23 protein-coding genes are annotated in these 23642 nt (G+C 62.5%); 16 read left to right on the top strand and 7 right to left on the bottom strand.

Features of this window, described 5'->3' with window-relative positions; translation table 11 throughout:
* Positions 1-206 precede the first annotated feature (206 nt).
* Complete coding sequence (locus tag FTO74_RS02355; RefSeq protein ID WP_162536702.1) at positions 207-1130, bottom strand: LysR family transcriptional regulator; 924 nt, start codon at positions 1128-1130, stop codon at positions 207-209.
* 158 nt (positions 1131-1288) lie between these two features.
* Here FTO74_RS02355 and FTO74_RS02350 point away from each other — a divergent pair, with 158 nt between their 5' ends.
* The 8 genes from FTO74_RS02350 to ilvB all read left to right on the top strand — a co-directional run bounded on the left by FTO74_RS02350 (position 1289) and on the right by ilvB (position 10310).
* Positions 1289-2497, top strand: coding sequence for a 2-isopropylmalate synthase (locus FTO74_RS02350; protein ID WP_255462457.1), 1209 nt, complete (start codon positions 1289-1291; stop codon positions 2495-2497).
* Positions 2498-2530: 33 nt separating this feature from the next.
* Positions 2531-3640 (top strand): 3-isopropylmalate dehydrogenase, encoded by a 1110-nt coding sequence (gene leuB, locus FTO74_RS02345; RefSeq protein ID WP_162536701.1) that lies wholly within the window; start codon positions 2531-2533, stop codon positions 3638-3640.
* Positions 3641-3649: 9 nt separating this feature from the next.
* Positions 3650-3856, top strand: a complete 207-nt coding sequence (locus tag FTO74_RS02340; protein WP_162536700.1) for a hypothetical protein — start codon at positions 3650-3652, stop codon at positions 3854-3856.
* Between the two features lie 35 nt (positions 3857-3891).
* Positions 3892-4593 (top strand): hypothetical protein, encoded by a 702-nt coding sequence (locus tag FTO74_RS02335; RefSeq protein WP_255462456.1) that lies wholly within the window; start codon positions 3892-3894, stop codon positions 4591-4593.
* A 17-nt stretch (positions 4594-4610) separates the two neighbouring features.
* On the top strand, positions 4611-6044 hold the full coding sequence (gene leuC / locus FTO74_RS02330) for a 3-isopropylmalate dehydratase large subunit (protein ID WP_162536698.1): 1434 nt from the start codon (positions 4611-4613) through the stop codon (positions 6042-6044).
* A gap of 24 nt (positions 6045-6068) precedes the next feature.
* A complete protein-coding gene (leuD, locus tag FTO74_RS02325) occupies positions 6069-6698 on the top strand; it encodes a 3-isopropylmalate dehydratase small subunit (RefSeq protein WP_162536697.1) in 630 nt (209 codons plus the stop codon).
* A 45-nt stretch (positions 6699-6743) separates the two neighbouring features.
* A complete protein-coding gene (gene ilvD, locus FTO74_RS02320; RefSeq protein WP_162536696.1) occupies positions 6744-8441 on the top strand; it encodes a dihydroxy-acid dehydratase in 1698 nt (565 codons plus the stop codon).
* Between the two features lie 102 nt (positions 8442-8543).
* Entirely contained in the window at positions 8544-10310 is a 1767-nt protein-coding gene (ilvB, locus tag FTO74_RS02315; RefSeq protein ID WP_162536695.1) for a biosynthetic-type acetolactate synthase large subunit, read from the top strand.
* 129 nt (positions 10311-10439) lie between these two features.
* Here ilvB and tnpA read toward each other — a convergent pair whose 3' ends face one another.
* A complete protein-coding gene (gene tnpA, locus FTO74_RS02310) occupies positions 10440-10892 on the bottom strand; it encodes an IS200/IS605 family transposase (protein WP_162536694.1) in 453 nt (150 codons plus the stop codon).
* Between the two features lie 126 nt (positions 10893-11018).
* Here tnpA and FTO74_RS02305 point away from each other — a divergent pair, with 126 nt between their 5' ends.
* The 4 genes from FTO74_RS02305 to FTO74_RS02290 all read left to right on the top strand — a co-directional run bounded on the left by FTO74_RS02305 (position 11019) and on the right by FTO74_RS02290 (position 15035).
* A complete protein-coding gene (locus FTO74_RS02305) occupies positions 11019-11549 on the top strand; it encodes a hypothetical protein (RefSeq protein WP_162536693.1) in 531 nt (176 codons plus the stop codon).
* Between the two features lie 9 nt (positions 11550-11558).
* Entirely contained in the window at positions 11559-12182 is a 624-nt protein-coding gene (gene ilvN, locus FTO74_RS02300; RefSeq protein ID WP_162536692.1) for an acetolactate synthase small subunit, read from the top strand.
* A gap of 177 nt (positions 12183-12359) precedes the next feature.
* Entirely contained in the window at positions 12360-13385 is a 1026-nt protein-coding gene (ilvC, locus tag FTO74_RS02295) for a ketol-acid reductoisomerase (RefSeq protein WP_162536691.1), read from the top strand.
* 174 nt (positions 13386-13559) lie between these two features.
* The gene (locus FTO74_RS02290; protein WP_162536690.1) at positions 13560-15035 is read left to right on the top strand and encodes an ATP-binding protein; all 1476 of its coding nucleotides are present in this window, start codon (positions 13560-13562) and stop codon (positions 15033-15035) included.
* Between the two features lie 18 nt (positions 15036-15053).
* Here the strand turns inward: FTO74_RS02290 and FTO74_RS02285 are convergent, their stop codons facing one another.
* Entirely contained in the window at positions 15054-15338 is a 285-nt protein-coding gene (locus FTO74_RS02285) for a DUF427 domain-containing protein (RefSeq protein WP_162536689.1), read from the bottom strand.
* Between the two features lie 132 nt (positions 15339-15470).
* Here FTO74_RS02285 and FTO74_RS19470 point away from each other — a divergent pair, with 132 nt between their 5' ends.
* Both FTO74_RS19470 and FTO74_RS19465 read left to right on the top strand, forming a co-directional pair.
* The gene (locus FTO74_RS19470) at positions 15471-15692 is read left to right on the top strand and encodes a hypothetical protein (protein ID WP_220399063.1); all 222 of its coding nucleotides are present in this window, start codon (positions 15471-15473) and stop codon (positions 15690-15692) included.
* Positions 15693-15718: 26 nt separating this feature from the next.
* A complete protein-coding gene (locus tag FTO74_RS19465; protein WP_220399062.1) occupies positions 15719-15865 on the top strand; it encodes a hypothetical protein in 147 nt (48 codons plus the stop codon).
* On the opposite strand, the gene FTO74_RS02275 is transcribed toward FTO74_RS19465, so the two are convergent.
* From FTO74_RS02275 to dprA, 3 genes are all read right to left on the bottom strand, one after another.
* Positions 15862-16287, bottom strand: coding sequence for a hypothetical protein (locus tag FTO74_RS02275; protein WP_162536688.1), 426 nt, complete (start codon positions 16285-16287; stop codon positions 15862-15864). The genes FTO74_RS19465 and FTO74_RS02275 overlap by 4 nt on opposite strands.
* Before the next feature lie 19 nt (positions 16288-16306).
* Positions 16307-19117 carry a type I DNA topoisomerase gene (gene topA, locus FTO74_RS02270; RefSeq protein WP_162536687.1) on the bottom strand — a complete coding sequence of 937 codons (2811 nt, stop codon included), beginning with the start codon at positions 19115-19117 and terminating at the stop codon, positions 16307-16309.
* Positions 19118-19356: 239 nt separating this feature from the next.
* Positions 19357-20586, bottom strand: coding sequence for a DNA-processing protein DprA (dprA, locus tag FTO74_RS02265; RefSeq protein ID WP_162536686.1), 1230 nt, complete (start codon positions 20584-20586; stop codon positions 19357-19359).
* A gap of 134 nt (positions 20587-20720) precedes the next feature.
* Between dprA and FTO74_RS02260 the strand changes: the two genes are divergently transcribed.
* A complete protein-coding gene (locus tag FTO74_RS02260; protein ID WP_255462455.1) occupies positions 20721-21563 on the top strand; it encodes a menaquinone biosynthesis protein in 843 nt (280 codons plus the stop codon).
* Positions 21564-21629: 66 nt separating this feature from the next.
* A complete protein-coding gene (locus FTO74_RS02255) occupies positions 21630-22379 on the top strand; it encodes a VTT domain-containing protein (RefSeq protein WP_162536684.1) in 750 nt (249 codons plus the stop codon).
* A gap of 108 nt (positions 22380-22487) precedes the next feature.
* Here the strand turns inward: FTO74_RS02255 and FTO74_RS02250 are convergent, their stop codons facing one another.
* Complete coding sequence (locus tag FTO74_RS02250) at positions 22488-23504, bottom strand: beta-ketoacyl-ACP synthase III (RefSeq protein ID WP_162536683.1); 1017 nt, start codon at positions 23502-23504, stop codon at positions 22488-22490.
* Positions 23505-23642: the final 138 nt, after the last annotated feature.

Below are 23642 nucleotides of genomic sequence, written 5' to 3'. Positions count from 1 at the left end.
CTTTTGTATCTGGGCCTTTGACTGGGAAAGGAAAGCACACCTCGGGGGCTAAAGCCCGGACCTGCTCCAGATACAAAGGCAGAAGCAGATTTCTCCGCTTCGCTCTTGCATGGCAACCAAGAAAACAGGCAACAACAAAAGCGTCCTCACGCCGGACGGGCGGCACTTCGTGCGGTTTTGGATGCTTCGCGTGTTTTCTTTGTCTCCTAAAAAGCTCGCTCGGGTTGGTAGGAGTAGGGGTCGCCATGTTTGGCTGCGTAGGCTTCTACTACCTTCAGAAACGCAACTGCTGCGTGCGACAGCGTGGCCTGACGGCGATGCACCAGACGCAGTTTACGCTCGATCTGCAACTCCTTGACCCGCACCCGCACCAGTGCGCCCGAGGCCAGCTCCGCCGCCACCGAAAGCCCCGGAACCAGCGCCACACCGTTGCCCATCTCCACGAACCGCTTGATCGCCTCGATCGTCGGCAGCTCCACGCCCATCTGGAGCGGCGTCTTATGGCGGCGGAAGGCCTGGATCACCTTCTGCCGCTGCGGCGACGCGATGTTGTGCGCGACGAAGTTCAAGGCTCCCAACTGCCGGATCGAGACCTCGCCCGAGCGAGCCAGCGGGCTTTTAGGGTTGACGACCAGCGCCAGCTCGTCGCGGAAGACCACGACCGAGTGGACCTGCGCGTCCTCCGGGCGGAAGGAGAGGACGCCGATCTCGACTGAGTGCATCAGCACCTCGTCGGTGATGCGGCTGGCCAGCGCACGCTGTACCGTGACCTTGATCTGCGGGTTCTGGCGGCGGAACTCGTCGAGCAACGGCAGCAGGTAGAGGCAGGTGTACTCGTTCGCGGCCAGGTTCAGGCGGCCGCGGTGCAGGGAGCGCAGCTCGGTGAGGGCGCCGGCGGCCTCGGACCGCAGGTTCAGCAGCTTCAGCGCGTACTCCTTCAGGACGTGCCCGGCGTCGGTCAGGGTGCCGTCGCGCGAGGACCGATCCAGCAGCACCTCGCCCAGTTCGGCCTCCAGCTTGGCGATGGCCTGGCTGACCGCGGGCTGGGTACGGTGCAGCCGCGCCGCGGCCCGGGAGAAGCTGCGCTCCTCGGCCACGGCCAGAAACGTCTCCAGTTGAAACAGATCCATGCGCTTTGCTCCTTAACCTGTCAGGCTCCGCAACCTATCTCTCGCGGTGCCGCTGGGTTTACCATTCGGTTGTCGGATCCCTTACGGACCGGACTCTTGCCGCGCAATAGCGCGATAAGAAATGATGATACTAGCTGAAACAGACATAAGGCTGCATTATGCTTTTGTTAGCCGAGAGTGACCCGTCTATGAACATCGACCCGAACCAGATCGTCTTCTTCGACACCACCCTGCGCGACGGCGAGCAGTCGCCCGGATGCACCATGCACCACGACGAGAAGCTCCGCATGGCGCACAAGCTGGCCGAGCTGGGCGTCGATGTGCTCGAGGCCGGGTTTGCCATCGCCTCGCAGGGTGACCTCGACTCCATCCGCGCCATTGCCAAGGCTGTGCGTGGGCCGCGCATCACCTCGCTGGCCCGGTGCAAGCGTGAGGATATCGAAGCAGCCGCGCGCGCTGTGGAGCCTGCTCCGTCGAACCGCATCCACGTCTTTCTTGCCAGCTCCGACCTGCACCTTGAAGCCAAGCTTCGCATCACGCGGGCGCAGGCGCTTGAGCAGGCGGCGGAGTCCGTTCGGCTGGCTCGCAGCTTTGTCGATAACGTGGAGTTCTCCGCTGAGGACGCTACCCGCTCCGACTTCGCCTTCATGGTGCAGCTCGTGACCGTTGCGGTGCAGGCGGGGGCCACGACGATCAACCTGCCCGACACCGTCGGCTACACCACTCCCGATGAGTACAAGAGCCTCTTTCAGCGCATTCGCGCCGAGGTTCCCGGCAGCGAGAACATCATCTGGTCCACGCACTGCCACAACGACCTGGGTATGGCTGTCGCCAACTCGCTGGCCGGGGTTGAGGGCGGGGCGCGGCAGATCGAGTGCACCATCAACGGTATCGGTGAGCGTGCGGGCAATGCGGCGCTTGAGGAGATCGCCGCCGCGCTGGCTACGCGCCGCGACAAGTTTCCCTACACCAACAACATCGTGCTGTCGCAGCTCTATCCCACCAGCCAGATGCTGGGCGAGATCATCAGCTTCGGTGCAGCGCCCAACAAGGCTATCGTGGGGGCCAACGCCTTCGCGCACGAGTCCGGCATTCACCAGCACGGCGTGCTCGCTAACCCTCTGACCTACGAGATTATGACGCCTGAGTCTGTCGGCGTGCCCGCCAACAACATGGTGCTGGGCAAGCACAGCGGCCGCAGGATGCTCGAGCAGCGACTGACCGAGCTGGGACATCCGCTCACGCGCGATGAGCTTGATATCGTGTACCACCGCTTTACCGAGCTGGCCGATCGTAAGAAGTCCATCTATGACCAGGACCTGATTGGCCTGCTCAGTGAAAAAGTAACTACAGCGGTTACACATTAAAAATATCTGTAACAAGAGAAGAGAGACCTTGCAATGAAGCTGAAGATCGCGATCCTCGCCGGAGACGGCATCGGCCCTGAAGTTACCCTTGAAGCCACCAACATCCTGAAGGCTGTCGCCGACCTGGGTGGGCATGACTTCACCTTCACCCCGGCGCTCATCGGCGGCGTCGCCATCACTGAGTCCGGCTCGCCGCTGCCGCAGGCTACGCTTGATGCCGCGCTCGACTCCGATGCTGTACTGCTGGGCGCGGTGGGTGACAACAAGTTCGGCGCGCTGCCACCGGACAAGCGTCCCGAGGCCGGGCTGTTGCAGATTCGCCAGGCGCTGGGCGGCTATGCCAACCTGCGGCCGTCGGTTGCCTATCCTGCGCTCTCGGGCAACTCGCCGCTGCGGCCTGAGGTTACGGAAGGCGCGGATATTCTCTTCGTCCGCGAGCTGCTGGGTGGACTCTACTTCGGCGCTCCGCGCTGGTGGAATCGCGAGTCGAACGAGGCCATCAACACCATGCGCTACACGCGCGACGAGGTGGCACGCATCGCACGCATCGCCTTTGAGCTGGCGAGCAAGCGCCGTAAGAAGGTCACCTCCGTCGATAAGGCCAATGTGCTTGAGGTCTCGCAGCTATGGCGCGCGACCGTTACCGAGATTGCGCGGGACTACCCCGATGTCAAGCTGGAGCATCAGCTCGTCGACTCGATGGCCATGCACCTGATGAACACGCCGCGTAATTTTGACGTGGTGCTTACAGAGAACCTTTTTGGTGACATTCTCTCGGATGAGGCCGCAGTGATTACCGGATCGCTTGGCATGTTGCCCTCGGCTACCATCGGCGGCACGGTCAATCTTTATGAGCCTGTACACGGCTCGGCCCCCGATATCGCCGGTCAGGGCAAGGCTAATCCGCTGGGAGCGATCCTGACTGCGGCTATGATTCTGCGCCACTCCGCGAGGCTTGAGGAAGATGCCGCCGCTGTTGAGGCTGCGGTGCAGAAGGTACTCGCCGATGGCCACCGCACCGCCGATATCGCCACTGGCTCGGGCTCGTCGCAGCCCATCGCGACGACGCAGCAGATGGGCAAGCTCGTTCACAATGCACTGGCCGAGGCGATCGACCGCCGCCACGCCATGCACGCCGTATAACGGATAACCATGGTCAGCCGCAGGCTCCAATACGTCTTGCTCAACGCGGCCATTGTGACCGCGAGCCTTACGCAACTGTTTCGGCATACGCCGCTCGTCATCGTGATCGTCGCCGCGCTTACTTTTCTACTCGTCGGCAACCTGACCATCTACCTCGCTGGCAGCAAGCAGCGAGCTTTGAACCGTCAACGCAAGATTGATTACTACCGCAACTGATGCCGACTCTCTCCAACTCGATCAGGCTCCTCGGGGTGGCACTTCTGCTTGCGGTGTCCACTGATGCCCAACTGATACCGCCTCCCGCGATACCGGCCAAGCCCGAAAAGGTCGATAAGAAGAAGCAGCCCAAAGAGGATCTTGAGTGGCTCTGGCAGTACTCGCCACCGCCAGAAGAGGGCCGCGAACATGAACTGATTCAGGACCCTGAGTTCCGCCCGTTTCTGGAGCGCAACTTTACAGCTCCGCAGTCCTTCTGGGGGCCGGAGAAGCCGCGTAAATCGCTGCCCGATACCATCGAGAGCTTTCTTGCTATTCCTAACCGGGTCGTCGCGGATGAGGAGCGGTACATCACCGCGACGGGATGTGTCTTTCACTTCTGTCCTTCGCGTGGACTGATCTTTGCGGACCTCAATAACCCGCATCCGCTGGTTGTGTTTGCGGCTATCGACTGGATCCGCGACTCGCGCCCGACTACCGATCCCGCAGCCGAGTACACACTGTGGATCTTTCCCAACCACGCGCCGGGCACGGCCGAGAACCCCACTGCCCTGCCCCCGCCGCTGGTCCGTTCGCTGACGCGTTGGATGGCCGAACCGATCAAGCGCACCGGCATCCACCAGCAGATTACCCATGCCATCCTGGTTGATCCCGATGGCACACCGCACCAGATTCCCGTCCCCACGGCCAGCCCTGCCGATACGACAGAGGCTCCCCAACTTCCGAAGCGTCACTAAACAGACTCGAGAAACTTATGACTGAAGCAGCAAAGACACCGCGCACCCTCTTTGAAAAAGTATGGCAGCAACACCTGGTCGCCGCGCCCGCAGGCGAGCCGTCGATCCTGTACATCGACCTGCACCTGGTCCACGAGGTCACCAGCCCGCAGGCGTTTGATGGGCTGCGCATGGCGGGCCGTAAGCTCCGTCGGCCTGACCGTACTGTGGCTACGGTAGACCACAACGTGCCGACCTCATCTGTTCAGGATCGGTTACATATTGTGGATCAGATCGCGTCGAACCAGATTGAGGCGTTGCGCCGTAACTGTGCTGAGTTCGGGGTTGAGCTGTACGATGTGCAGGCTCCTGAGCAGGGCATCGTTCACATCATCGGACCAGAGCTGGGGCTGACCAAGCCGGGCATGACCATTGTGTGCGGTGACTCGCACACCAGCACCCACGGGGCGTTTGGCGCGCTGGCCTTCGGCATCGGCACCAGCGAAGTGGAGCATGTGATGGCTACGCAGACGCTGCCGCAGGATAAGCCGAAGACCTTCCGCATCAACGTCGAAGGCGAGCTGCCGATTGGCGTCACGGCGAAGGATATTGTGCTGCACATCATCGGCGAGATCGGCACTGCCGGGGCTACCGGCTACGTCGTCGAGTATGCTGGTTCGGCTATTCGCGCGCTCTCGATGGAGGGCCGCATGACCATCTGCAACATGAGCATCGAGGCTGGCGCGCGTGCGGGCATGATCGCGCCTGATGCTACGACCTTTGCTTATCTGATGGGACGCCGCTTCTCGCCGCAGGGAGAGGCTTGGGATAACGCTGTGGCGCACTGGGCTGAACTTGTAACCGATTCAGGAGCAATCTTCGACCGCGAGCTGACCATTGATGCGGCTACGCTGACACCCACTGTCTCGTGGGGCACGTCGCCGGGTATGGTCGCGGGTATTGATGCCACTGTGCCCACGCTTGAGGCCGACGCCAGCGAGGCGGATCGCAACAACTTCAACCGTGCGCTCGAATACATGGGACTTGAAGCCGGGACGCCGATCCAGAAGATCACGATTGACCGCGTCTTTATTGGCTCCTGCACGAATGCCCGCATCGAAGACCTGCGTGCTGCGGCTGGGGTTATTCGTGGCTATCACGTGGCCACTACGGTCAGCGCGATGGTCGTGCCGGGATCGCAAGCAGTGAAGGCGCAGGCAGAAGAAGAGGGTCTCGACAAGATCTTTACCGAGGCTGGGTTCGACTGGCGCGAGCCGGGTTGCAGCATGTGTCTGGGCATGAACCCCGATATTCTCTCGCCCGGTGAGCGGTGCGCTTCGACCAGCAACCGCAACTTTGAAGGCCGCCAGGGACGCGGGTCTCGCACGCATCTCGTCTCGCCGGTGATGGCCGCTGCGGCCGCTATTACGGGTCACTTTACCGACGTTCGCCAGTGGAAGTTCAACAACTAGCCGTTAGCAAGATCAAGGAATCTTATGCAGCCCATTAATGTTCTTACCAGCATCGCTGCTCCGCTCGATATCTCGAACATCGACACGGACCAGATCATCCCCAAGCAGTTCCTCAAGCGCATCGAGCGCACGGGCTACGGCGAGTTTCTTTTCTATGACTGGCGGCGGATCCAGGAAGGCCCGCAGGCCGGTGAGCCGAACCCCGAGTTCGCGCTGAACAAGCCGGAGTACAAGGGCGCGAAGATCCTTATCACCGGGAAGAACTTCGGCTGCGGCAGCTCGCGTGAACACGCGGCATGGTCGCTGACCGACTTTGGATTTCTTGCCGTTGTTGCGCCGAGCTTCGCCGATATCTTCTTTTCGAACGCGGGTAAGAACGGCATGATTCTTGTGCGCCTGTCGGAAGACGATGTGAACCTGCTGACTCATCGCAGCACGAAGAATCCGAACCACACCATCACCATCAACCTGGAGGCCCAGACCATCACCGACGATGAGGGCTTCTCCGCCAGCTTCGAGATCGACCCGTTCCGCAAGTATTGCCTGCTGAATGGCCTCGATGATATCGGTCTTACGCTTCGTCATGAGTCGGAGCTTGATAGCTATGAGTCGAAGCATGATGCCGAGTTCTGGCTGAAACCGCGCGCGGCCTAAACAGTTTTTAGAAGTGGGGCCTCAGCCCCCGAGGGAGTCGTACCAGTGAGCAACGAAATCAATCCGAAGAAGTACTCCGTTCCCCTGACCGAAGGCCCCAACCGCGCCGCTGCACGCTCGTATCTGCGTGGCGTTGGTTTCAGCAAAGAAGATCTGCACAAGCCCATCATCGGCGTGGCCAATACCTGGACGGAGATTGGCCCTTGTAACTTCCATCTGCGCGACGTGGCTGCTGCCGTGAAGCAGGGTATTCGCGATGCGGGCGGCACTCCGATGGAGTTCAACACCGTTACGATCTCGGACGGCATCACGATGGGTACTGAAGGTATGAAGGCGAGCCTGATCTCGCGTGAGGTCATCGCCGACTCGATTGAACTCGTCGCTCGTGGCAACCTCTTCGACGGCATCGTCTGCATCGCGGGCTGCGATAAGAACATGCCCGGCACCATCATGGCTATGGCGCGGCTCGATATCCCCGGCATCATGCTCTATGGCGGCTCCATTGCGCCTGGGCATCTGAAGCAAGCCGATGGCAGCAGCAAGGACATCACCATTTTGAATGTCTTTGAGGGCATGGGCGCGCACTCGGCGGGCAAGATCAACGACGATCAGCTTGAGGCGCTCGAGGCTGCGGCCTGTCCTGGGCCTGGGGCCTGTGGTGGCCAGTTCACTGCGAACACGATGGCCATGGCTGGGGAGTTTCTTGGCATCTCGCCCTTCAACCTGACGGGCGTACCTGCTATGTCGGCCGAGAAGGCCGAAGCCAGCCGCGAGGCGGGGCGGATGATTCTTGAGCTGTGCAAGCATGACGTGCGGCCGTCGAAGATCCTGACTCGCAAGGCGCTCGAGAATGCTATCGCTGCTGTCTGCGCGAGCGGCGGCTCGACCAACGCGGTGCTGCACCTGATCGCGATTGCGCGTGAGCTGGGTATCCCGCTCGATATGGATGACTTCGATCGCATCAGCGAGCACACGCCGTTTATCTGCGACCTCTCGCCGGGCGGCAGGTATGCGGCCACGGATTATCAGAACGCGGGTGGCTCGCGCGTGCTGGCCAAGCGCCTGATCGAGAAGGGGCTGATCGACGGCTCGCTGCCGACGGTCTCGGGCCGAACGCTGGCCGAAGAGGCCGCGCTGGCGGTGGAGACGCCGGGCCAGCCTGTGATTCACGAGTGGGCTAATCCGCTGAAGCCTACGGGCGGACTCGTCATCATGAAGGGCAATCTTTCGCCCGAGGGTTCGGTCATCAAGGTGGCGGGGCACGAGCGCATCTTCCACCAGGGCGTTGCGCGTGTCTTCGACTCCGAGGACCTGTGCCATGCCGCGGTTGAGGCTGGGAAGATCAATCCGAATGACGTGCTCGTCATCCGCTACGAAGGCCCCAAGGGTGGGCCGGGTATGCGGGAGATGCTCGCCGTCACTGCTGCCATCAAGGGCATTCCTGAACTCTCCGAGACCGTGGCGCTGCTGACTGATGGCCGCTTCTCTGGTGCTACGCGTGGGCTGATGTGCGGACACGTCGCGCCTGAGGCTTTCCTCGGCGGTCCCATTGCGGCGGTGCAGGAGGGTGATCTCATCACCTTCGATATTCCTAATCGCGAGCTGCGGCTTGAGGTTGCGCCGGAGGAGATCGCTCGGCGCATGAGTACCTGGAAGGCTCCTGAGCCACGTTATAAGCGCGGTGTGTTTGCCAAGTACGCAGGCTCTGTGAGCAGCGCCAGCGAAGGGGCCATCACTACATAATGCGAGGAGTGGGGGTTCGATTCCCTCCCTCTCCACCACCTTCAATGCAGTAGCACGATCCATTCCAGACCGCAGCAGATGCAGCACGTAAAGGAGAACAAGATGGCTAACACGAATCCCACCCTCACCGGCTCCGAGATCCTCTGGGCCACCCTCGCCGGCGAGGGCGTCACGACCGTCTTCGGGTATCCGGGCGGCGCCATCCTCCCCATCTACGATGCCCTGCGCAACTTCCCCACCATTCACCATGTGCTGGTGCGGCACGAGCAGGGAGCCTCGCACATGGCCGACGGTTATGCGCGGGCGTCGGGCAAGGTGGGCGTGTGCCTGGCGACGTCAGGACCGGGTGCGACCAACCTCGTCACCGGCATTGCGACCGCTATGCTGGACTCGATCCCGATGGTCTGCATCACCGGGCAAGTGTCTTCGAAGGTGCTGGGATCGGATGCGTTTCAAGAGGTCGATATCACCGGCATCACGCTGCCCATCACCAAGCACAACTACCTTGTGACTCGTGCTGAGGATATTGCACCTACGATTCGGCAGGCGTTTCAGGTGGCCCAGCAGGGTCGTCCGGGTCCGGTGCTGGTCGATATCACCAAGGACGCCCAGCAGGCCTCCGCGCTCTTCTCATTTGAAGACGCCGCGCCCGCTGTGCATCGTCCTCACCCGATGCTGAAGGCTGAATCGAGTGCTATTCGGCAGGCGATTCAGTTGATCTTGTCTGCCAAGAAGCCGGTGATCCTTGCGGGGCACGGCATCGTCGAATCCGGCGCACGGGAGCAGGTGATCGCCTTCGCCGAAGGGCAGCAGATTCCGGTGGCCAGCACCCTGCTTGGGCTTGGTGCCTTCCCGACCTATCACCCGCTCTCGCTGGGCATGATGGGGATGCACGGTGAGTCGTGGGTGAACAATGCTATTCAGAACGCTGACCTGCTGCTGGCATTCGGGATGCGTTTTGATGATCGTGTGACTGGGAACCTCGCTCATTACGCGCCTGACGCGAAGAAGATTCATATTGACATCGACCCCTCCGAGGTCAACAAGAACGTCAAGGTCGATGTGGCGCTGATTGGTGATCTCAAGGAAGTTCTCGACCTGCTGCTGCCGCTGTTGCCTGCGCCTGCGTCGCAGCCCACGGTAGCAAGCTCGAGCTGGCTGCGCGAGATCAATGCCAGCAAGGGCGATGCCGCTGTGCGCGACATCATCAACCTGCCGGACAATGGGCACCTCTATGCCGCGCATGTGATCCACGATATCTGGCGCGAGGCACGCGAGGCCGGGCGGCTCGAGGAGACCGTCATCGTGACCGACGTGGGACAGCACCAGATGTGGGAGGCGCAGTACTTCAAGCACGATGCGCCGCGCTCGCTCATCACGTCCGGCGGGCTGGGGACGATGGGCTTCGCGCTGCCCGCGGCCATTGGGGCCAAGGCCGCTTGCCCGGAGAAGGACGTCTGGGTGATCGCCGGGGACGGCGGATTCCAGATGACCGCCTCGGAGCTTTCGACGATTCAGCAGGAGGGGCTGGCGATCAATATCGCCATCATCAACAACGGCTTCCTCGGCATGGTAAGGCAGTGGCAGGAGACCTTCTACGAGAAGAACTATGCCGCCTCGCCGATCCTCTCGCCCGACTTTGTGATGCTGGCCGGGGCGCATGGGATTGCTGGTGAGCATGTCTCCGAGCGGAAGAATGTAATCCCAACAGTTACAAAAGCCCGCACCAGCGGCAAGGCGTTTCTGATCGAGTTCCAGGTGGAGAAGGAAGATGGGGTTTACCCGATGATCGCGCCGGGCGCGGCTCTGCATGAGATGGTCCGTCGGCCGGTGCATGATCCGCTGCTTGAGACTGCGGAGGATGAGTAGGTGCTCTTTATGACCACCAAATTGGAGTGGAGGCAAGCGCCAACGGCGCGCTCTATACCAGCCTGGGGCGAAGCCCCAGGTAAGCGTCCCCATGCCACGAGAGGGCTGCAGGCCCGGTCTATCCCGGCGTCAATCCCACATGTACCGCTCGTCGAATTCGACACCGTATCGTTTCAAAAACGCCCGGAACTCATCCTGAAATGTCTGCTTGCGATGGTGAACTTCCTGGCCGTCGATATATCCGATCAACGCGTTCAGATCCGCGGGGCCAACAGAAAACACGCCATACCCGCGTTGCCAGGCGAACTTCGCCAGACGAGGCGACTGCGTCTTGATCCACTTGGAGGAGGAGACCTTCAACTGCTCCACGATCTCCGCGACGGTTGCCGTGCGCGGCATACGCAGGGCGAGATGAACGTGGTCCGCAACGCCTCCCACACGGAAGCACTCGCACTCGGCGTTGCGGGCAACCGTGGCCAAGTAAGCGTAAAGGGCGGGACGCAGATCGTCCTTGAGGACAGGCGTACGATCCTTCGTGCTGAAGATCACATGGACGAGCAAAAACGCGAGCGATTGGGCCATCGCGGTGATTATAGATCGGGCCTTCAGCCCTCACGTTCTTCCGCCGATGGTTACCTGGGGCTTCGCCCCAGGCTGGTATGGGACGCGCCTTCAGCGCTCTCTGCAGTTCCCGCCTTGGAGGTCGCAATGCGTCGCATCCTCACTTCTATCTCCTTTGCCATGGTACTAGTCGCTGGTTGTAAAGCGCCTGCGCCTCCTGTGCCTGCGCCGAAGACGGAGCCGCAGAAGGCTACGTATCCGGCTCGGCCCAGTGTGGCTGCGCCTGCTACTAAGGTCTTTCATCAGGATGAGGACACCTATACGTTGGTGACCAAGGCCGATGCCTCGGATGATGAGATCGTCGCGATTCTGTGGCAGTTTCGCGACGCCGCTCACAACCATAGCTTCGACAAGCTCGGACTTTCGCAGAAGTTCATCGATGCGCGGAAGCCTATCGTCTGGATTCACGTCTACCGGGGCGCGAAGTGCGCCAACGAAAAGTTCACCACCGGCAAGTATCCCTGCGGCGCCAGCTACCACGGCGCCGGGGACTACACGCTCGGCGACTACAAGAACCCCCTGTGGGATAACGGCATTCTGCATCACGAGAATGCGACCGAGACCCCGCTCTGGGACTCGAACGCACCTTATACTCCGACCTCGTCGCAACAGAACTGAAAGGCCCCAATGCTGCACACCTTCGTAGCTCATGTATCCGACAAGCCCGGCGTCCTGACCCGCGTGGCCTCGCTCTTTCGCCGCCTGAACATAAACATCGTCTCGCTGACGGTCGGTGAGTCCGAGCGGCCCGAGGTCTCGCGCATGACCATTGTTTGCGAGGCTCCTGAGACCGCCGCGCACCGCATTCGCGCCTCGCTCTACAAGCTCGAGATCACCGTGGACGTCGATGAGGTCGGGCGCTCGGAGGCCGTCATCCGCGAGCTGTGCCTCATCAAGGTCGCCGCCGGTCCGTCGCACCCGCTCGGGCAGCACTCGCGCTCGCAGATCTTTGAGCTGGCCAATGTCTTCCGCGCACGGGTGGTCGATCTTGCGCCTGAGTCCATCATGCTCGAGATGACCGGCTCCTCCTCGAAGATCGAGGGGCTGATCCAGGTCATCACCGAGAGCGGCTACACCATTCTTGAGGTCTCGCGCACGGGCCGCATGGCCATGCGTCGTGGCCAGCACACCAGCCGCGTCCTGAAGGCGCTGGGCACGAGCGACGCCGCCAAGAACGGACTGGTCGCGACGCTCGACCGCGACGACCTGATTCCCAACGAGTTTGAAGACGTTCACGAGGAAGAGGCTTAGCACTGATCGGGAGACCGACTGATGGCGCTCCCCTGAAGCCTGCCGAATCGGAGCAAAGTGCAGTAGACGCATCGCAGGTCCGGACCCAAGTAGGATGTTCGTAAGACCTTGCGCAATATAGACGGGGCAAAGGGGTCTCCCCAGCCCAACACCAACCGAAAAGGATTGAAGCAAAACATGGCAAAGGCATATCACGACGCAGACGCAGACCTCTCTCTTATCCAGGCGAAGAAAGTCGCCATCATCGGCTACGGCTCGCAGGGCCACGCTCACGCGCTCAACCTGAAGGACTCGGGCGTGGACGTGCGCGTCGGCCTGCGTGAGGGTTCGCCCTCGGCCGAGAAGGCCCGCAAGGCTGGCCTCGAGGTCATGTCTGTCGCCGACGTTACCAAGTGGGCCGACGTCATCATGAACCTGACCCCGGACCAGACCGCCGCCAAGGTCTACCACACCGATATCGAGCCGAACCTGCGTGCGGGCCAGACCCTGATGTTCGCGCACGGCTTCAACATCCGCTTCCGCACCATCACCCCGCCCGCGACCGTCGACGTCTCGCTGGTTGCGCCCAAGGGACCCGGCCACCGCGTGCGTGAGGTCTTCACCGAGGGCGGCGGCGTTCCGGCGCTCGTGGCTGTCGAGCAGGACGCCAGCGGCAATGCTCTCGCTGTCGCTCTCTCGTACGCCAAGGCCATCGGCGGAACCCGCGGCGGCGTGCTCGAGACCACCTTCACCGAAGAGACCGAGACCGACCTCTTCGGCGAGCAGGCTGTGCTCTGCGGAGGCACCTCCGCGCTGGTGAAGGCGGGCTTCGAGACTCTGGTCGAGGCTGGCTATCAGCCCGAGCTGGCGTACTTCGAGGTGCTGCACGAGCTGAAGCTCATCGTCGACCTGATGTACCGCGGCGGACTCGAGTACATGCGCCACTCCATCTCGGACACGGCGGAGTGGGGCGACTACGTTGCCGGACCGCGCATCGTCACCTCCGAGGTAAAGAAGGCGATGAAGGGCCTGCTCAACGATATCCAGGACGGCACCTTCGCGAAGAAGTTCATCGAGGAGAACGAGACCGGACGCCACGAGTTCGCCCGCATCCGCAAGGAAGAGGCCGCGCACCAGATCGAGACCGTCGGTGCGGCCCTGCGCAAGTCGATGCCCTTCCTCGACCCCGTCGTGGTCAAGGACGGTACCGTCGTCAAGGCGTAATCGCCTCCGGCGCGGAACGTAACGCGCCGGACTGACGTATCCTTGCCGAGATGCTGTGCTGCTCCTTTATCGGGGAAGCGCCGCATCTCGGCATTTTCTTTCTGATGAATGCAGCATTACGCCATTCGCTGCCAACACTTACCAACGCACAGCATTACCGGATACCATCACACTATGCCGCGCATACTGGACCCCCTCTCGGCCACCGACTCCCCACGTGTCTTCACGCCACAGGTTCCCACGCCTGTGCCCGAGATCGTCGAGGCGCTGCGCACCATCACGCCGCTGCAGGGGTTGACGGACGAGGAGTACACCTGGCTGGCGATCCACGGCAAAGAACGCTGCGCCGAACCCGGAGCCCTCATCTTCCGCGAGGACGAGCCCGCCGAGAACCTGAACTTCATTCTGAGAGGCGAGATCCACGTACACCGCCGCAACGCGGGGCCGCTGGCGCTGTTCATCGGGCGATCGGGCCAGATGACCGGCAAGCCGCCCTACTCGCGCATGAAGACCTATGGGGGAGAAAGCTCGGCGGTCGGGGACTGTTGGGTGCTCGATATCCACGAGAGCCTCTTCCCGGCCATGCTCGCCGCGATTCCCTCCATGGGGCAGCGATCGGTCAACGTGCTGCTGGACCGCGTGCGCGAGGTGACCCGCATGGAGCAGCAGGCCGAAAAGCTCTCGGCCCTGGGCAAGCTGGCCGCCAACCTGGCGCACGAGCTGAACAACCCGGCCTCCGCCGCCCAACGCTCGGCCGCCTCGCTCTTCAGCGAGCTGCGTCAGTACGGCGAGCACCGCTACTCGCTGGGCGCGCTCTGTCTCTCCCCCGAGTACGACAAACTGCTGCGCTCCTGGGTGGAAAAAGCGCGGCGCAAGGTGGTCGAGTTCGCCCAGAACCCTCCCGACTCGCCGTTGGGGCAGTCGGACCGCGAGGAGCAGGTCTACAAGTGGCTGACGGCCCACAATGTGCCGGACGCCTGGAATATCGCGCCGCCACTGGCCGAGACCCACATTCCGATGAGCGACCTTGAGGAGTTTGCCACGCTCTTTCCCGAAGAGGTGATCGCACCGGCCTTCCGCAGCTTCGCCAGCGCGCTGCGCGTGGAGCGCATCACCGCGACCATCGTGGCCTCGACGGCGCGGATCTTCGACCTCATCTCAGCCATCAAAGACTACTCGTACATGGACCAGGCGCCGATCCAGACCTTCGACCTGTCGCAGTCGCTGGAGACGACGCTGGCCATGTTCGGTTCCCGGCTCACCGGCATTAAGGTCGAGACGGACTTCGATCCGGAGCTGCCGCCCATCAACGCCTACGGCTCGGAGCTGAATCAGGTGTGGACCGTGCTGTTAGAGAACGCCATCGACGCCATGCCCGACGGGGGCACGCTCCGGCTCACGACCCGGCTCGCGGGCCAGATGGCCCTGACCGAGATTACCGACAGCGGCAGGGGCATCGACCCCGCCATCCAGTCGCGCATCTTCGAGCCGTTCTTCACCACCAAGGCTCCGGGCAGCGGCCTGGGGCTGGGGCTCGACACGGCCAAGCGCATCGTCAACCGCCACTCGGGCTTCCTGACCGCCGAATCGGTACCGGGCAAGACCTGCTTCCAAGTGCGGCTGCCGCTCGAGCAGGCCGAGGCTTATTGATAAAAAATCACTTACGGATTATTTTGTAATTTCGACGCCGCGCCAAAAGGCTACGTGGTGCTTGACGCTGCGGGCGGAGGGTTTGGGATCGGGGTAGTACCAGGCGGCGTCGGGGTTCTCCTGCCCATCGACCACCAGTGTGTAGTACCGGGCCTGGCCCTTCCACGGACAGCTCGAGGTCGTCGAGCTGGAGCGCAGAAACTCGCGCTTGACCGACTCCTCCGGGAAGTAGATATTGCCCTCGATCGTCTCAAATGTCTCGCTATCAGCAATTAGCTGACCGTTCCACATCGCCTTCGCCATCTCTAGGGACCCAATCTGCTGCAACAATATGAGGTGCCAAAAGCACTTTGGGTTTGGTAACCCCAAAATATAGTACGTTTGTAACAGAAATTGGCACAAGACGAAAGCTGGCCTGGGATGGGCCGTCTCGAAATGAATCCAGAACACGCCGTTGCTTACCTGGAGCCGACCCAGGACGCGGGACGCGACTTTGTGATGCGCCAGCTCAAGGGCGGCATCGTCACGCTGAATCTGCTGCGTTTCCGCGAGATTGCCGATTACTCCGCGACGCCCGAACTAGCGCCGGAGGCGGCGATCAGCGGTGAGACGGCCTTTCGCCTGTACATCGAGCACACCCTGCCCTACCGTGGCTGATCGGGCCGCCCGGCGAGCGCTGGGACATGGCGATGCTGGTTCGGCAGAGCAGCGTGGAGTCGTTCCTGGCCTTCGCCACTCATGCGCCCTATCTGGCCGGAATCGGCCACCGGACGGCAGCTCTCGAAGACTCCCGTTTGTTGCCGCCGTCAGAGGCTAGACCGCAAGTCTAAGCCTTGGCCCGGCGTGCCTCGACGGCCTTCAGGGCTCCTTCAAAGCCAGCCCGAGCCGCAGGGAACTTCTCGATCAGCTTGCCGGTCCGGGCCATCATGCGGCGGCCCGTGGCCTGCTCATGCTCCTCCTGGAAGTGGTGGAACTTGGCGCAGAGAAAGAGGTTCTCGCTGTTCGACTCGAAGAACAGGTCCGGATCAACCGCCCCGCGCAGCACGAACGAGGCGGCCATCTCCCAGTAACTCATCACCTGCCGGTAGTAAGCGTTCTCCTGCGTGCCCAGGCCGGTCTGCACCGCGCGCAGCTCCTCGAAGGTCGCCGGGTTGAACTCGATACCGACGAAGTGACGTGCTTTGCGCATCGTCTCCTCGGTACGGATGGTGTACAGCTTCAGGATCAATTCTGCATCAGCGTGCGTTGCCAAGTGACTCTCCAGACTATAGTTATGCTACGTTTGCGACTTCTTCTTCGGCCACTTCCGCCACCTTCGGACCGCCGATGCGGCGCTCGTAGGTGCACTCAGGCGTCGTCGGCTCTTCTGCCGGAGCGCCCTTGCGAGGACGGCGTTTGGGCAGGAACTCGCGGTTGTTCGGGCAGACCAGGTACGTCCCCTCCTTGTTGCCGTACTCCAGCAGGTAGGCCGAGTCGCACTTGGGGCAGGTCTCGTTGACCAACTTCAGGTTCGAGGAGAAGTCGCACTTGGGGTAGTGGACGCAGCCGTAGAAGGTGTCGCCCCGCTTGGTCTTGCGCACGGCGATGTCGCCGCCGTCCTTCGGGCACTTGACGTCCAGCAGCTCCTGCTTGACGTACTTGCACTTCGGGTAGCCGGAGCAGGCGATAAACTCGCCGTACTGGCCGTCGCGCTGGAGCAGCGGCTTGCCGCACTTCGGGCACGGCTCGTCGAGCGTCACCGGAGGCTTCGACTGCACCTTCTGGGTCAGCTTGCGGATCGTCTTGCACGGCGGGTCGTCCGAGTAGCCGGGACAGCTCATGAACGGTCCCCAGGGGCCATTCTTCAGCACCATCAGCCGCCCGCAGTTGTCGCAGTACTCCTCCTCGGGAGCCTCGTCCGCGCCCGGGGCCGAGAGGTCCGGCTTGGCCGCGAAGTTCTCCTTGGTGAAGTCGCAGCTCACCGGCTCAGCGACGATCTTCTTGCCCTTGCCCTCGGCCTCCTTGACCGCGGCGGCGAACTCCTTCGCATCCGCCACCTCCTTCTGGTACTCGGTCATGTCGAAGGTCACGGCCTTGACGATCATGGGGAAGTGGAAGGCGGCCAGCACCTTCTTGAGCACCGCTTTGGGGTCCTTCTTCCACGGGCCGAGCGCGATGGTCACGGGCTTCGCTTTCGAGAAGGCACTACAGGCGTAGAAGCTGCCGAACTTGCCCCACTTGAGGATCAGCGGGCTGCCGCACTTGTCGCAGACCTCGGTGGTGACCTCCTCGCGGCGCTTGATGTCCTCCATGCTGGTCTCGGCGACCTTCAGCTCCTTCTGGAAGTGGCCGTAGAAGCCCTTGAGCAGGTCGGTCCACTTCTCCTCGCCCTGCTCGACCGCATCCAGCTCACCTTCGAGGTTGGCAGTGTAGAGCGTGTCGAAGATGTAGGGGAAGTTTTTGACCAGCAGCTCCGTCACGACGACGCCGATCTCGGTGGGCACGAAGCGCGCGCTGATCTTCTTGACGTAGTCGCGGTCCTGGATCGTGTTGATGATCGACGCGTAGGTCGAAGGCCGTCCGATTCCCTTCTCTTCGAGCGTCTTGACCAGCGAGGCTTCGTTGTAGCGCGGCGGCGGGTCGGTGAACTTCTGCTCGGGTGAGAGGCCGCCGAGCGTCAGCGCCTGACCGTCGTTCATCTCCGGCAGCCGCTTGTCGGACGCGTCTTCGTCTTCGCCTTCCTTCGGAGCGGCTTCCTTGCCGCTGGCCGGAACCACCGCGTCGTAGACCTTCAGGAAGCCGTCGAACTTGAGCACGCTGCCCGTAACACGGAAGTTGTAGGTGCGGTCGGCCTTGGCGGCAATCTCGACCGTGGTCTGGTCGAAGATGGCCTGGGTCATCTGGCTGGCGACGAAGCGCTGCCAGATCAGCTTGTAGAGGCGGTACTGCTCGTCCGAGAGGAAGGACCGGATCTCGTCCGGCACGAAGTTGACATTGGTCGGGCGGATGGCCTCGTGGGCATCCTGCGCGTCCTTCTTGGACTTGTAATCGTTGGGCTTGGCGGGCAGGTAGCGGTCGCCCAGCTTGCCGATGTAGGCGCGGGCGTCGGCGATGGCGTCCGGCGAGACACGGGTGGAGTCGGTACGCATATAGGTGATGAGACCGACGGTCTCCCCCTTGATGTCGATGCCCTCGTACAGCCGCTGGGCCACGCCCATCGTGCGGCGCACGTTGAAGCCGAGCCGTCCGGCGGCGTCCTGCTGGAGCTTGCTGGTGGTGAAGGGCGCGGCGGGGTTGCGGCGGCGCTCCTTGCGCTCGACCGAGGCGACGCTCCAGTTGGCCTTTTCGAGCTGGGCGACGACGCGGTCGGTCTGCTCCTTGGTGCCAAGGGCGTTGGCGAGGAAGGTGTCCTTGCCATCCTTGTCCTTGCCGTTGGCCACGCGGGCCGGGGTGCCGTCAATGCCCGTGAACCGGGCGGTAAAGCCTGCGGATTTGGCCTTCAGGTCGGCGTCGATGGTCCAGTACTCAACCGGCTGGAAGGCGTTAATCTCACGCTCGCGCTCCACAATCAGGCGTAGCGCAACCGTCTGGACACGGCCCGCGCTGAGGCCGCGGCGCACCTTGTCCCACAGCAGCGGGGAGATCTGGTACCCCACCAGGCGGTCGAGCACGCGGCGGGTCTGCTGCGCGTCCACCAGATTCTCATCCACGTCGCGGGCGTGGGCAAAGGCGGCCTTCACGGCCTTCTGGGTAATCTCGTTGAAGGTAACGCGCTGGATCGTGGCCTTGTTCTTCAGCATCGGCCGCAACTGGATCGCCAGGTGCGCGGCGATGGCCTCGCCCTCGCGGTCAGGGTCGGGGGCCAGATAGACGCTGTCCGCCTTGGCCGCCAGCTTCTTCAGCCGGTCGACGATCTTCTCCTTGCCCGGCGACACGATCAGGGTCGGCTCGAAGGTCAGGTGCTTCAGTTCCACGCCAATGTCGTTCTTGGGCAGGTCCATGATGTGGCCGATGGAAGCCTCCACAATATAGTCGTCCCCGAGATATTTGTTGATCGTCTTCGCCTTTGCCGGCGACTCCACGATCACGAGCGATTTACCCATTGTTTCCCTTCGTCCCACGGAGTGGCGGCCGTAGCCCACGACTCCCTTTACTACCCATTTGCCAACTCACATCCGAATGGCAACTTCACTGCGAACCTAACACGACATTTGTAGACGCGCCAAATCGGTGGATTTCTCGCTTCATGAAAAATTTATGGTTTTGGGCCTGTCCCTACCCTCTGAGACTCTCAGTGAGACTCACGCAAAACCGATCCGTTTGTCACTATTTTTAAGATCGATTAGAAAGCCCGGACGTAGTTCTTACCCGGCATCGACCGTACCCGGCCCGCGAGTTCCAGCTCGAAGAGCGCCGTAAAGACCTCGGGGGAGCCAAGCTGCCCCTCGAGCGTCTCCATGAGCGTGTCGAGCTGAACCGGCTCATCGTGCCGGAGCTGCGAGAAGACCAACCTCTCGTGCTCCGCCATCTGTGGCCCCTCGGCGAATAAAGATGCGGCCCCAGCAGGTTTGGATTCATTTGCTCCCCGCGAGGCCCCCTGCGCGGCCCGGTCCGCATCCTGCTCATCTTCAAGCAGCAGACGGACTTGCGAGGCCAGATCCTCCCACACATCCTCCCAGGTGGCCGTCAGCTTGGCCCCCTGCTTGATGAGCGTGTTCGGCCCCCAGGCGTTCTTGTTGGTCACGTTCCCCGGCACCGCGTAGACGTCGCGGTTCTGGTCCATCGCGCACCGCGCCGTGATCCGCGTGCCCGAGTACTCGGCCGCCTCGATGACCAGCACGCCGATGCTCATGCCGCTCAGGATGCGGTTGCGGATGGGGAAGTTTTGCGGGGCCGGAAATGTCCCCAGAGGGTTCTCGCTGACAATGGCTCCGCCAGCCTCGATGATCTGTTCGGCCAGTCGCTTGTTCTCCTTGGGGTAGACGACGTCCAACCCGGTGCCCCAGACCGCGACCGTCTTGCCCGCGACCCCGCCCACGGCCTGCAATGCCCCCTTGTGAGCAGCGGTATCGACCCCGCGGGCCATGCCGCTCAGGATCGTCAGCCCCCGGTTGGCCAGGTCGCGGGAGAGCATCTCCGCCATTCCCGCCCCGTAGGGCGAGGGCGACCGCGTCCCCACCACGGCGATGCCGGGCCGATTCAGCAGCCGCAAATTGCCCCGCACCCACAGCACCGATGGAGGATCGTAGATCTCGAGCAGACGCTGGGGGTAGTCCTCGTCCTCGGGCGTGACGTAGTGGGCTCCCTGCTCGACCACGCGGCTGGCCTCTTCCAGCGCCGCCTTCCGCGCCCGGCCGTCGGAGAGGAACTGCGCCGACTGCGCGGGCATCCCCAGACCTTCCAGCTCGGTCAGCGACGCGTGAAAGACGCGTTCGGCTACCCCCAGCTTCCGCATCGCCCGGATGATCCGCGTCGGCCCCAGGCCGGGCGTGAGCGTCATCGCCAGCCATGCCAGGCGGGACTCCCCTGCGGCGTGCGACTCGACCCGATTTCCGTTTCCTCCGCCACTCATTGCGCCGAGAGTACCACGCGAGGGATGCCCTATCGGCACTAGAATTGGGCCGATTCCCAACTTGGGAAAAACATGCCCCAGCTATACTTAAATGCGACGCTGAACCCCATACGAACCTGCCTCATCTAACCTCTGTGCCTTCTGAAAACCAAGCTCCACTCCGCGTCGCGGCCATCAGCTTCCTGAACCCCGCGCCGCTCATGTACTCGTTTGAACATACGCAGCAGCTCGCCGGGCGCTACACGCTCGAATACATGGTGCCCTCTCAGTGCGCGGCCAACCTGCTCGCCGGACGCGCCGACCTGGGACTGATCCCCATCGCCGCACTGACGCCGGAGTTGGCCATCGTTCCCGGCTGTGTCATCGCCTCGCTGGACCATGTGCGCTCCATCCTCCTCATCGTTAAAGCTCCTCATACGCTCGCCACGGTGAAGACAATGGCCGCCGACACCGCCTCGCGCAGCTCAGTCGCCTACTCTCAGGTGCTCTTCCGCCACTTCTTCGGCACCGACCCGGCCGTCATACCGACCCCGGCGGACGTGGCCGCCATGCTGGCCCAGGCGGACTCCGCGCTGGTGATCGGCGACGCCGCCCTGCTGGCGCTCGAGAACCGCGAGGTCATCGAGAGCGCCGTGGGGCCATGCACCTGGCTCGACGTGGCCCACGAATGGCGCAGCCTGACCGGATTGCCCTGGGTGGCGGCGGTGTGGGCAGTGCGGCCCGAGGCGGTGGCCGATCCGGCGCGGCTGGTGGCCGACCTGAACCGCTCGCGCGAGCTGGGGATGGAGCATATCGACGCCATCGTCGAGGCCTGGACGCCGCGGATTGCGCTATCGGCTACGTCGATACGGAGCTACCTGACCGAGAACATTCATTACACGCTCGACGACGAGTGTGCGCAGGCGATCCAGCTCTTCCGGCGGCTGGCTGCCGAGACCGGGACACTGCCGGAGTTGCCGCAGCTTCGCTTTCTGTAATCGTCTGTAACATCAAAAACCGCTACAAGCCGCGACTTCATGCCCGTGGCAGGCGTCTTACCAGCCATGAGCCACATTGCGGCCAGCGGCGGGGCGGTCGTCTCCACGAAGCTGCCGCAGGCTGGTGGGCTGGCTGGACTGGTGATCGCCACGGGCCGAATCAGCGGCCGGACCAGCGGCGTGGTGGTGCATCTGCTGGTCTCGCTCGGGCTCTTTGGGCTGTTCCTCGTATCCGTTGTGGACAGCTCGTTTGTGCCGCTGCCGGTACCGGGCATGACCGACATGATGATCGTCGGGTTTGCGGCACAGCACACCAACCCCATCCTGCTGGTACTGGTGGCGACGGTCGGCTCGGCCCTGGGCGGATACCTCTCCTACCAAGTAGGCCAGGCGGGAGGCATGGCGTTCATCGAAAAACGCACGCCGCCGAAGACCTTCAATCGCGTGTGCGGCTGGATGGAGGATCATGCGATCCTCGCCATCGCGCTCCCGGCCATCCTGCCGCCGCCGATGCCGCTCAGCCCGTTCGTGCTGGCTGCGGGTGCGCTCAGGATGTCGCAGCGCAAGTTTATGGTCACCTTCACCACGAGCCGGATGGCCCGGCACGCCATCGCGGCGTGGCTCGGCATCGCCTATGGCAGGCAGGTGCTGCGCTTCTGGCATCACTTCTCGGAGAGGTGGGGGACGACGTTCCTGATCGTCGTGTGGGGAGGCATCGCCCTCAGCGTGGGCTACGCGATGTGGCAGCTTTGGAAGACTCGGAACAGCGTCGGGATGCACCCGCAGGAAGATCCGCAGCGGCCAACAACCGCTTAAAAGCAACAGCGTCCTCACGCCGGACGGGCGGCACTTCGTGCTGTTTTGGACGCTTCGCGTGAAAAGCAAAACCCCATGTCTTATTTCAAAGACATGGGGTTCATCTGCTTAGATTTCCCAGCGCAAGAGGGTTGCTCCGACCGTGAAGCCAGCTCCTACGCTGGTCAACAGGACGATATCTCCCTTTTTCAGCCGGTTCTCATCTATCGCCGTCTGCATCGCCATCGGAATCGTCGCCGCCGTCGTATTACCGAAGCGGTCGATGTTGATGATGACCGAGCTCTCCTTCATCCCCAGCCGCTCGGCCGTGGAGAGGATAATCCGCTTATTCGCCTGGTGCGGAATAAAGCAGGCCAGGTCCGCTCCCGTAAGGCCGTTGCGCGAGAGGACGATCTCGGCCGCCTCGGACATCTTGCGCACGGCAAACTTGTAGACCGAAGCGCCGTCCTGGTGGACGTAGTGCATCTTGGATGCGACTGTCTCCGCCGTAGCCGGGTGCAGGCTGCCACCAGCAGGCATGTTCAGCGCAACCGCTCCCGAGCCGTCGATCTCATGCCAGTAGTCGACCAGCCCTACCTCGGACTCCTCGCACGGCTCGATCAGGACAGCGCCCGCGCCGTCGCCGAAGATGACGCAGGTGGTGCGGTCGGTGTAGTCGATGATGGAGCTCATCACGTCGGCCCCGATCACCAGGACCTTCTTGTGCGCGCCCGACTCGACCAGCTTGGCCCCGACCTGCAGCGCGTACGGGAAGCCCGAGCAGGCAGCCGAGAGGTCGAAGCCCCAGGCGCCCTTGATGCCGAGCTTGTCCTGCACCAGGCAGGCAGTGGCGGGGAACATCATGTCGGGCGTGACGGTGGCGACGATGATGACCTCGATCTCGGAGGCGGAGATGCCGCGCTTCTCGAGACACTTCTTCGCGGCTTCGACGGCCAGATCGCTGGTGGCTACGCCCTTGTCGACCAGGTGCCGCTCGCGGATGCCGGTGCGCTCGACAATCCACTGGTCATTGGTGGCGACCATCTTTTCGAGATCGGCGTTGGTGAGTAACCGGGGCGGAACATAGGTTCCAACCGAACTGATCTTTGCCCGCACAGACTGCTGCGGCTTCAACGTCAAGCTCAAATCATTCACCTCTAAAAAACAACACGACCAGAGCAAGCATACAAAATATCGGGTCTCCCTCGCTGGCCCGGATCGGACCGGCGGTGGGGAAACATGATAGAACCCGCATCATTGCTGGGGATATGCGATTTTCAGGGA

This window comes from Granulicella sp. WH15 (assembly GCF_009914315.1).
Taxonomy (GTDB): domain Bacteria; phylum Acidobacteriota; class Terriglobia; order Terriglobales; family Acidobacteriaceae; genus Edaphobacter.
The sequence above is the reverse complement of the archived record's forward strand: the minus strand, read 5'-3'. Positions and strand labels throughout refer to the sequence as shown.

What these genes read in the sequence shown, in the direction of transcription:
- FTO74_RS02355 (WP_162536702.1), bottom strand. Translation starts at nt 1,130, where the DNA reads ATGGATCTGTTTCAACTGGAGACGTTTCTGGCCGTGGCCGAGGAGCGC.
- FTO74_RS02350 (WP_255462457.1), top strand. Translation starts at nt 1,289, where the DNA reads ATGCTTTTGTTAGCCGAGAGTGACCCGTCTATGAACATCGACCCGAAC.
- leuB (WP_162536701.1), top strand. Translation starts at nt 2,531, where the DNA reads ATGAAGCTGAAGATCGCGATCCTCGCCGGAGACGGCATCGGCCCTGAA.
- FTO74_RS02340 (WP_162536700.1), top strand. Translation starts at nt 3,650, where the DNA reads ATGGTCAGCCGCAGGCTCCAATACGTCTTGCTCAACGCGGCCATTGTG.
- leuC (WP_162536698.1), top strand. Translation starts at nt 4,611, where the DNA reads ATGACTGAAGCAGCAAAGACACCGCGCACCCTCTTTGAAAAAGTATGG.
- leuD (WP_162536697.1), top strand. Translation starts at nt 6,069, where the DNA reads ATGCAGCCCATTAATGTTCTTACCAGCATCGCTGCTCCGCTCGATATC.
- ilvB (WP_162536695.1), top strand. Translation starts at nt 8,544, where the DNA reads ATGGCTAACACGAATCCCACCCTCACCGGCTCCGAGATCCTCTGGGCC.
- tnpA (WP_162536694.1), bottom strand. Translation starts at nt 10,892, where the DNA reads ATGGCCCAATCGCTCGCGTTTTTGCTCGTCCATGTGATCTTCAGCACG.
- FTO74_RS02305 (WP_162536693.1), top strand. Translation starts at nt 11,019, where the DNA reads ATGCGTCGCATCCTCACTTCTATCTCCTTTGCCATGGTACTAGTCGCT.
- ilvN (WP_162536692.1), top strand. Translation starts at nt 11,559, where the DNA reads ATGCTGCACACCTTCGTAGCTCATGTATCCGACAAGCCCGGCGTCCTG.
- ilvC (WP_162536691.1), top strand. Translation starts at nt 12,360, where the DNA reads ATGGCAAAGGCATATCACGACGCAGACGCAGACCTCTCTCTTATCCAG.
- FTO74_RS02290 (WP_162536690.1), top strand. Translation starts at nt 13,560, where the DNA reads ATGCCGCGCATACTGGACCCCCTCTCGGCCACCGACTCCCCACGTGTC.
- FTO74_RS02285 (WP_162536689.1), bottom strand. Translation starts at nt 15,338, where the DNA reads ATGGCGAAGGCGATGTGGAACGGTCAGCTAATTGCTGATAGCGAGACA.
- FTO74_RS19470 (WP_220399063.1), top strand. Translation starts at nt 15,471, where the DNA reads ATGAATCCAGAACACGCCGTTGCTTACCTGGAGCCGACCCAGGACGCG.
- FTO74_RS19465 (WP_220399062.1), top strand. Translation starts at nt 15,719, where the DNA reads ATGGCGATGCTGGTTCGGCAGAGCAGCGTGGAGTCGTTCCTGGCCTTC.
- topA (WP_162536687.1), bottom strand. Translation starts at nt 19,117, where the DNA reads ATGGGTAAATCGCTCGTGATCGTGGAGTCGCCGGCAAAGGCGAAGACG.
- dprA (WP_162536686.1), bottom strand. Translation starts at nt 20,586, where the DNA reads ATGAGTGGCGGAGGAAACGGAAATCGGGTCGAGTCGCACGCCGCAGGG.
- FTO74_RS02255 (WP_162536684.1), top strand. Translation starts at nt 21,630, where the DNA reads ATGAGCCACATTGCGGCCAGCGGCGGGGCGGTCGTCTCCACGAAGCTG.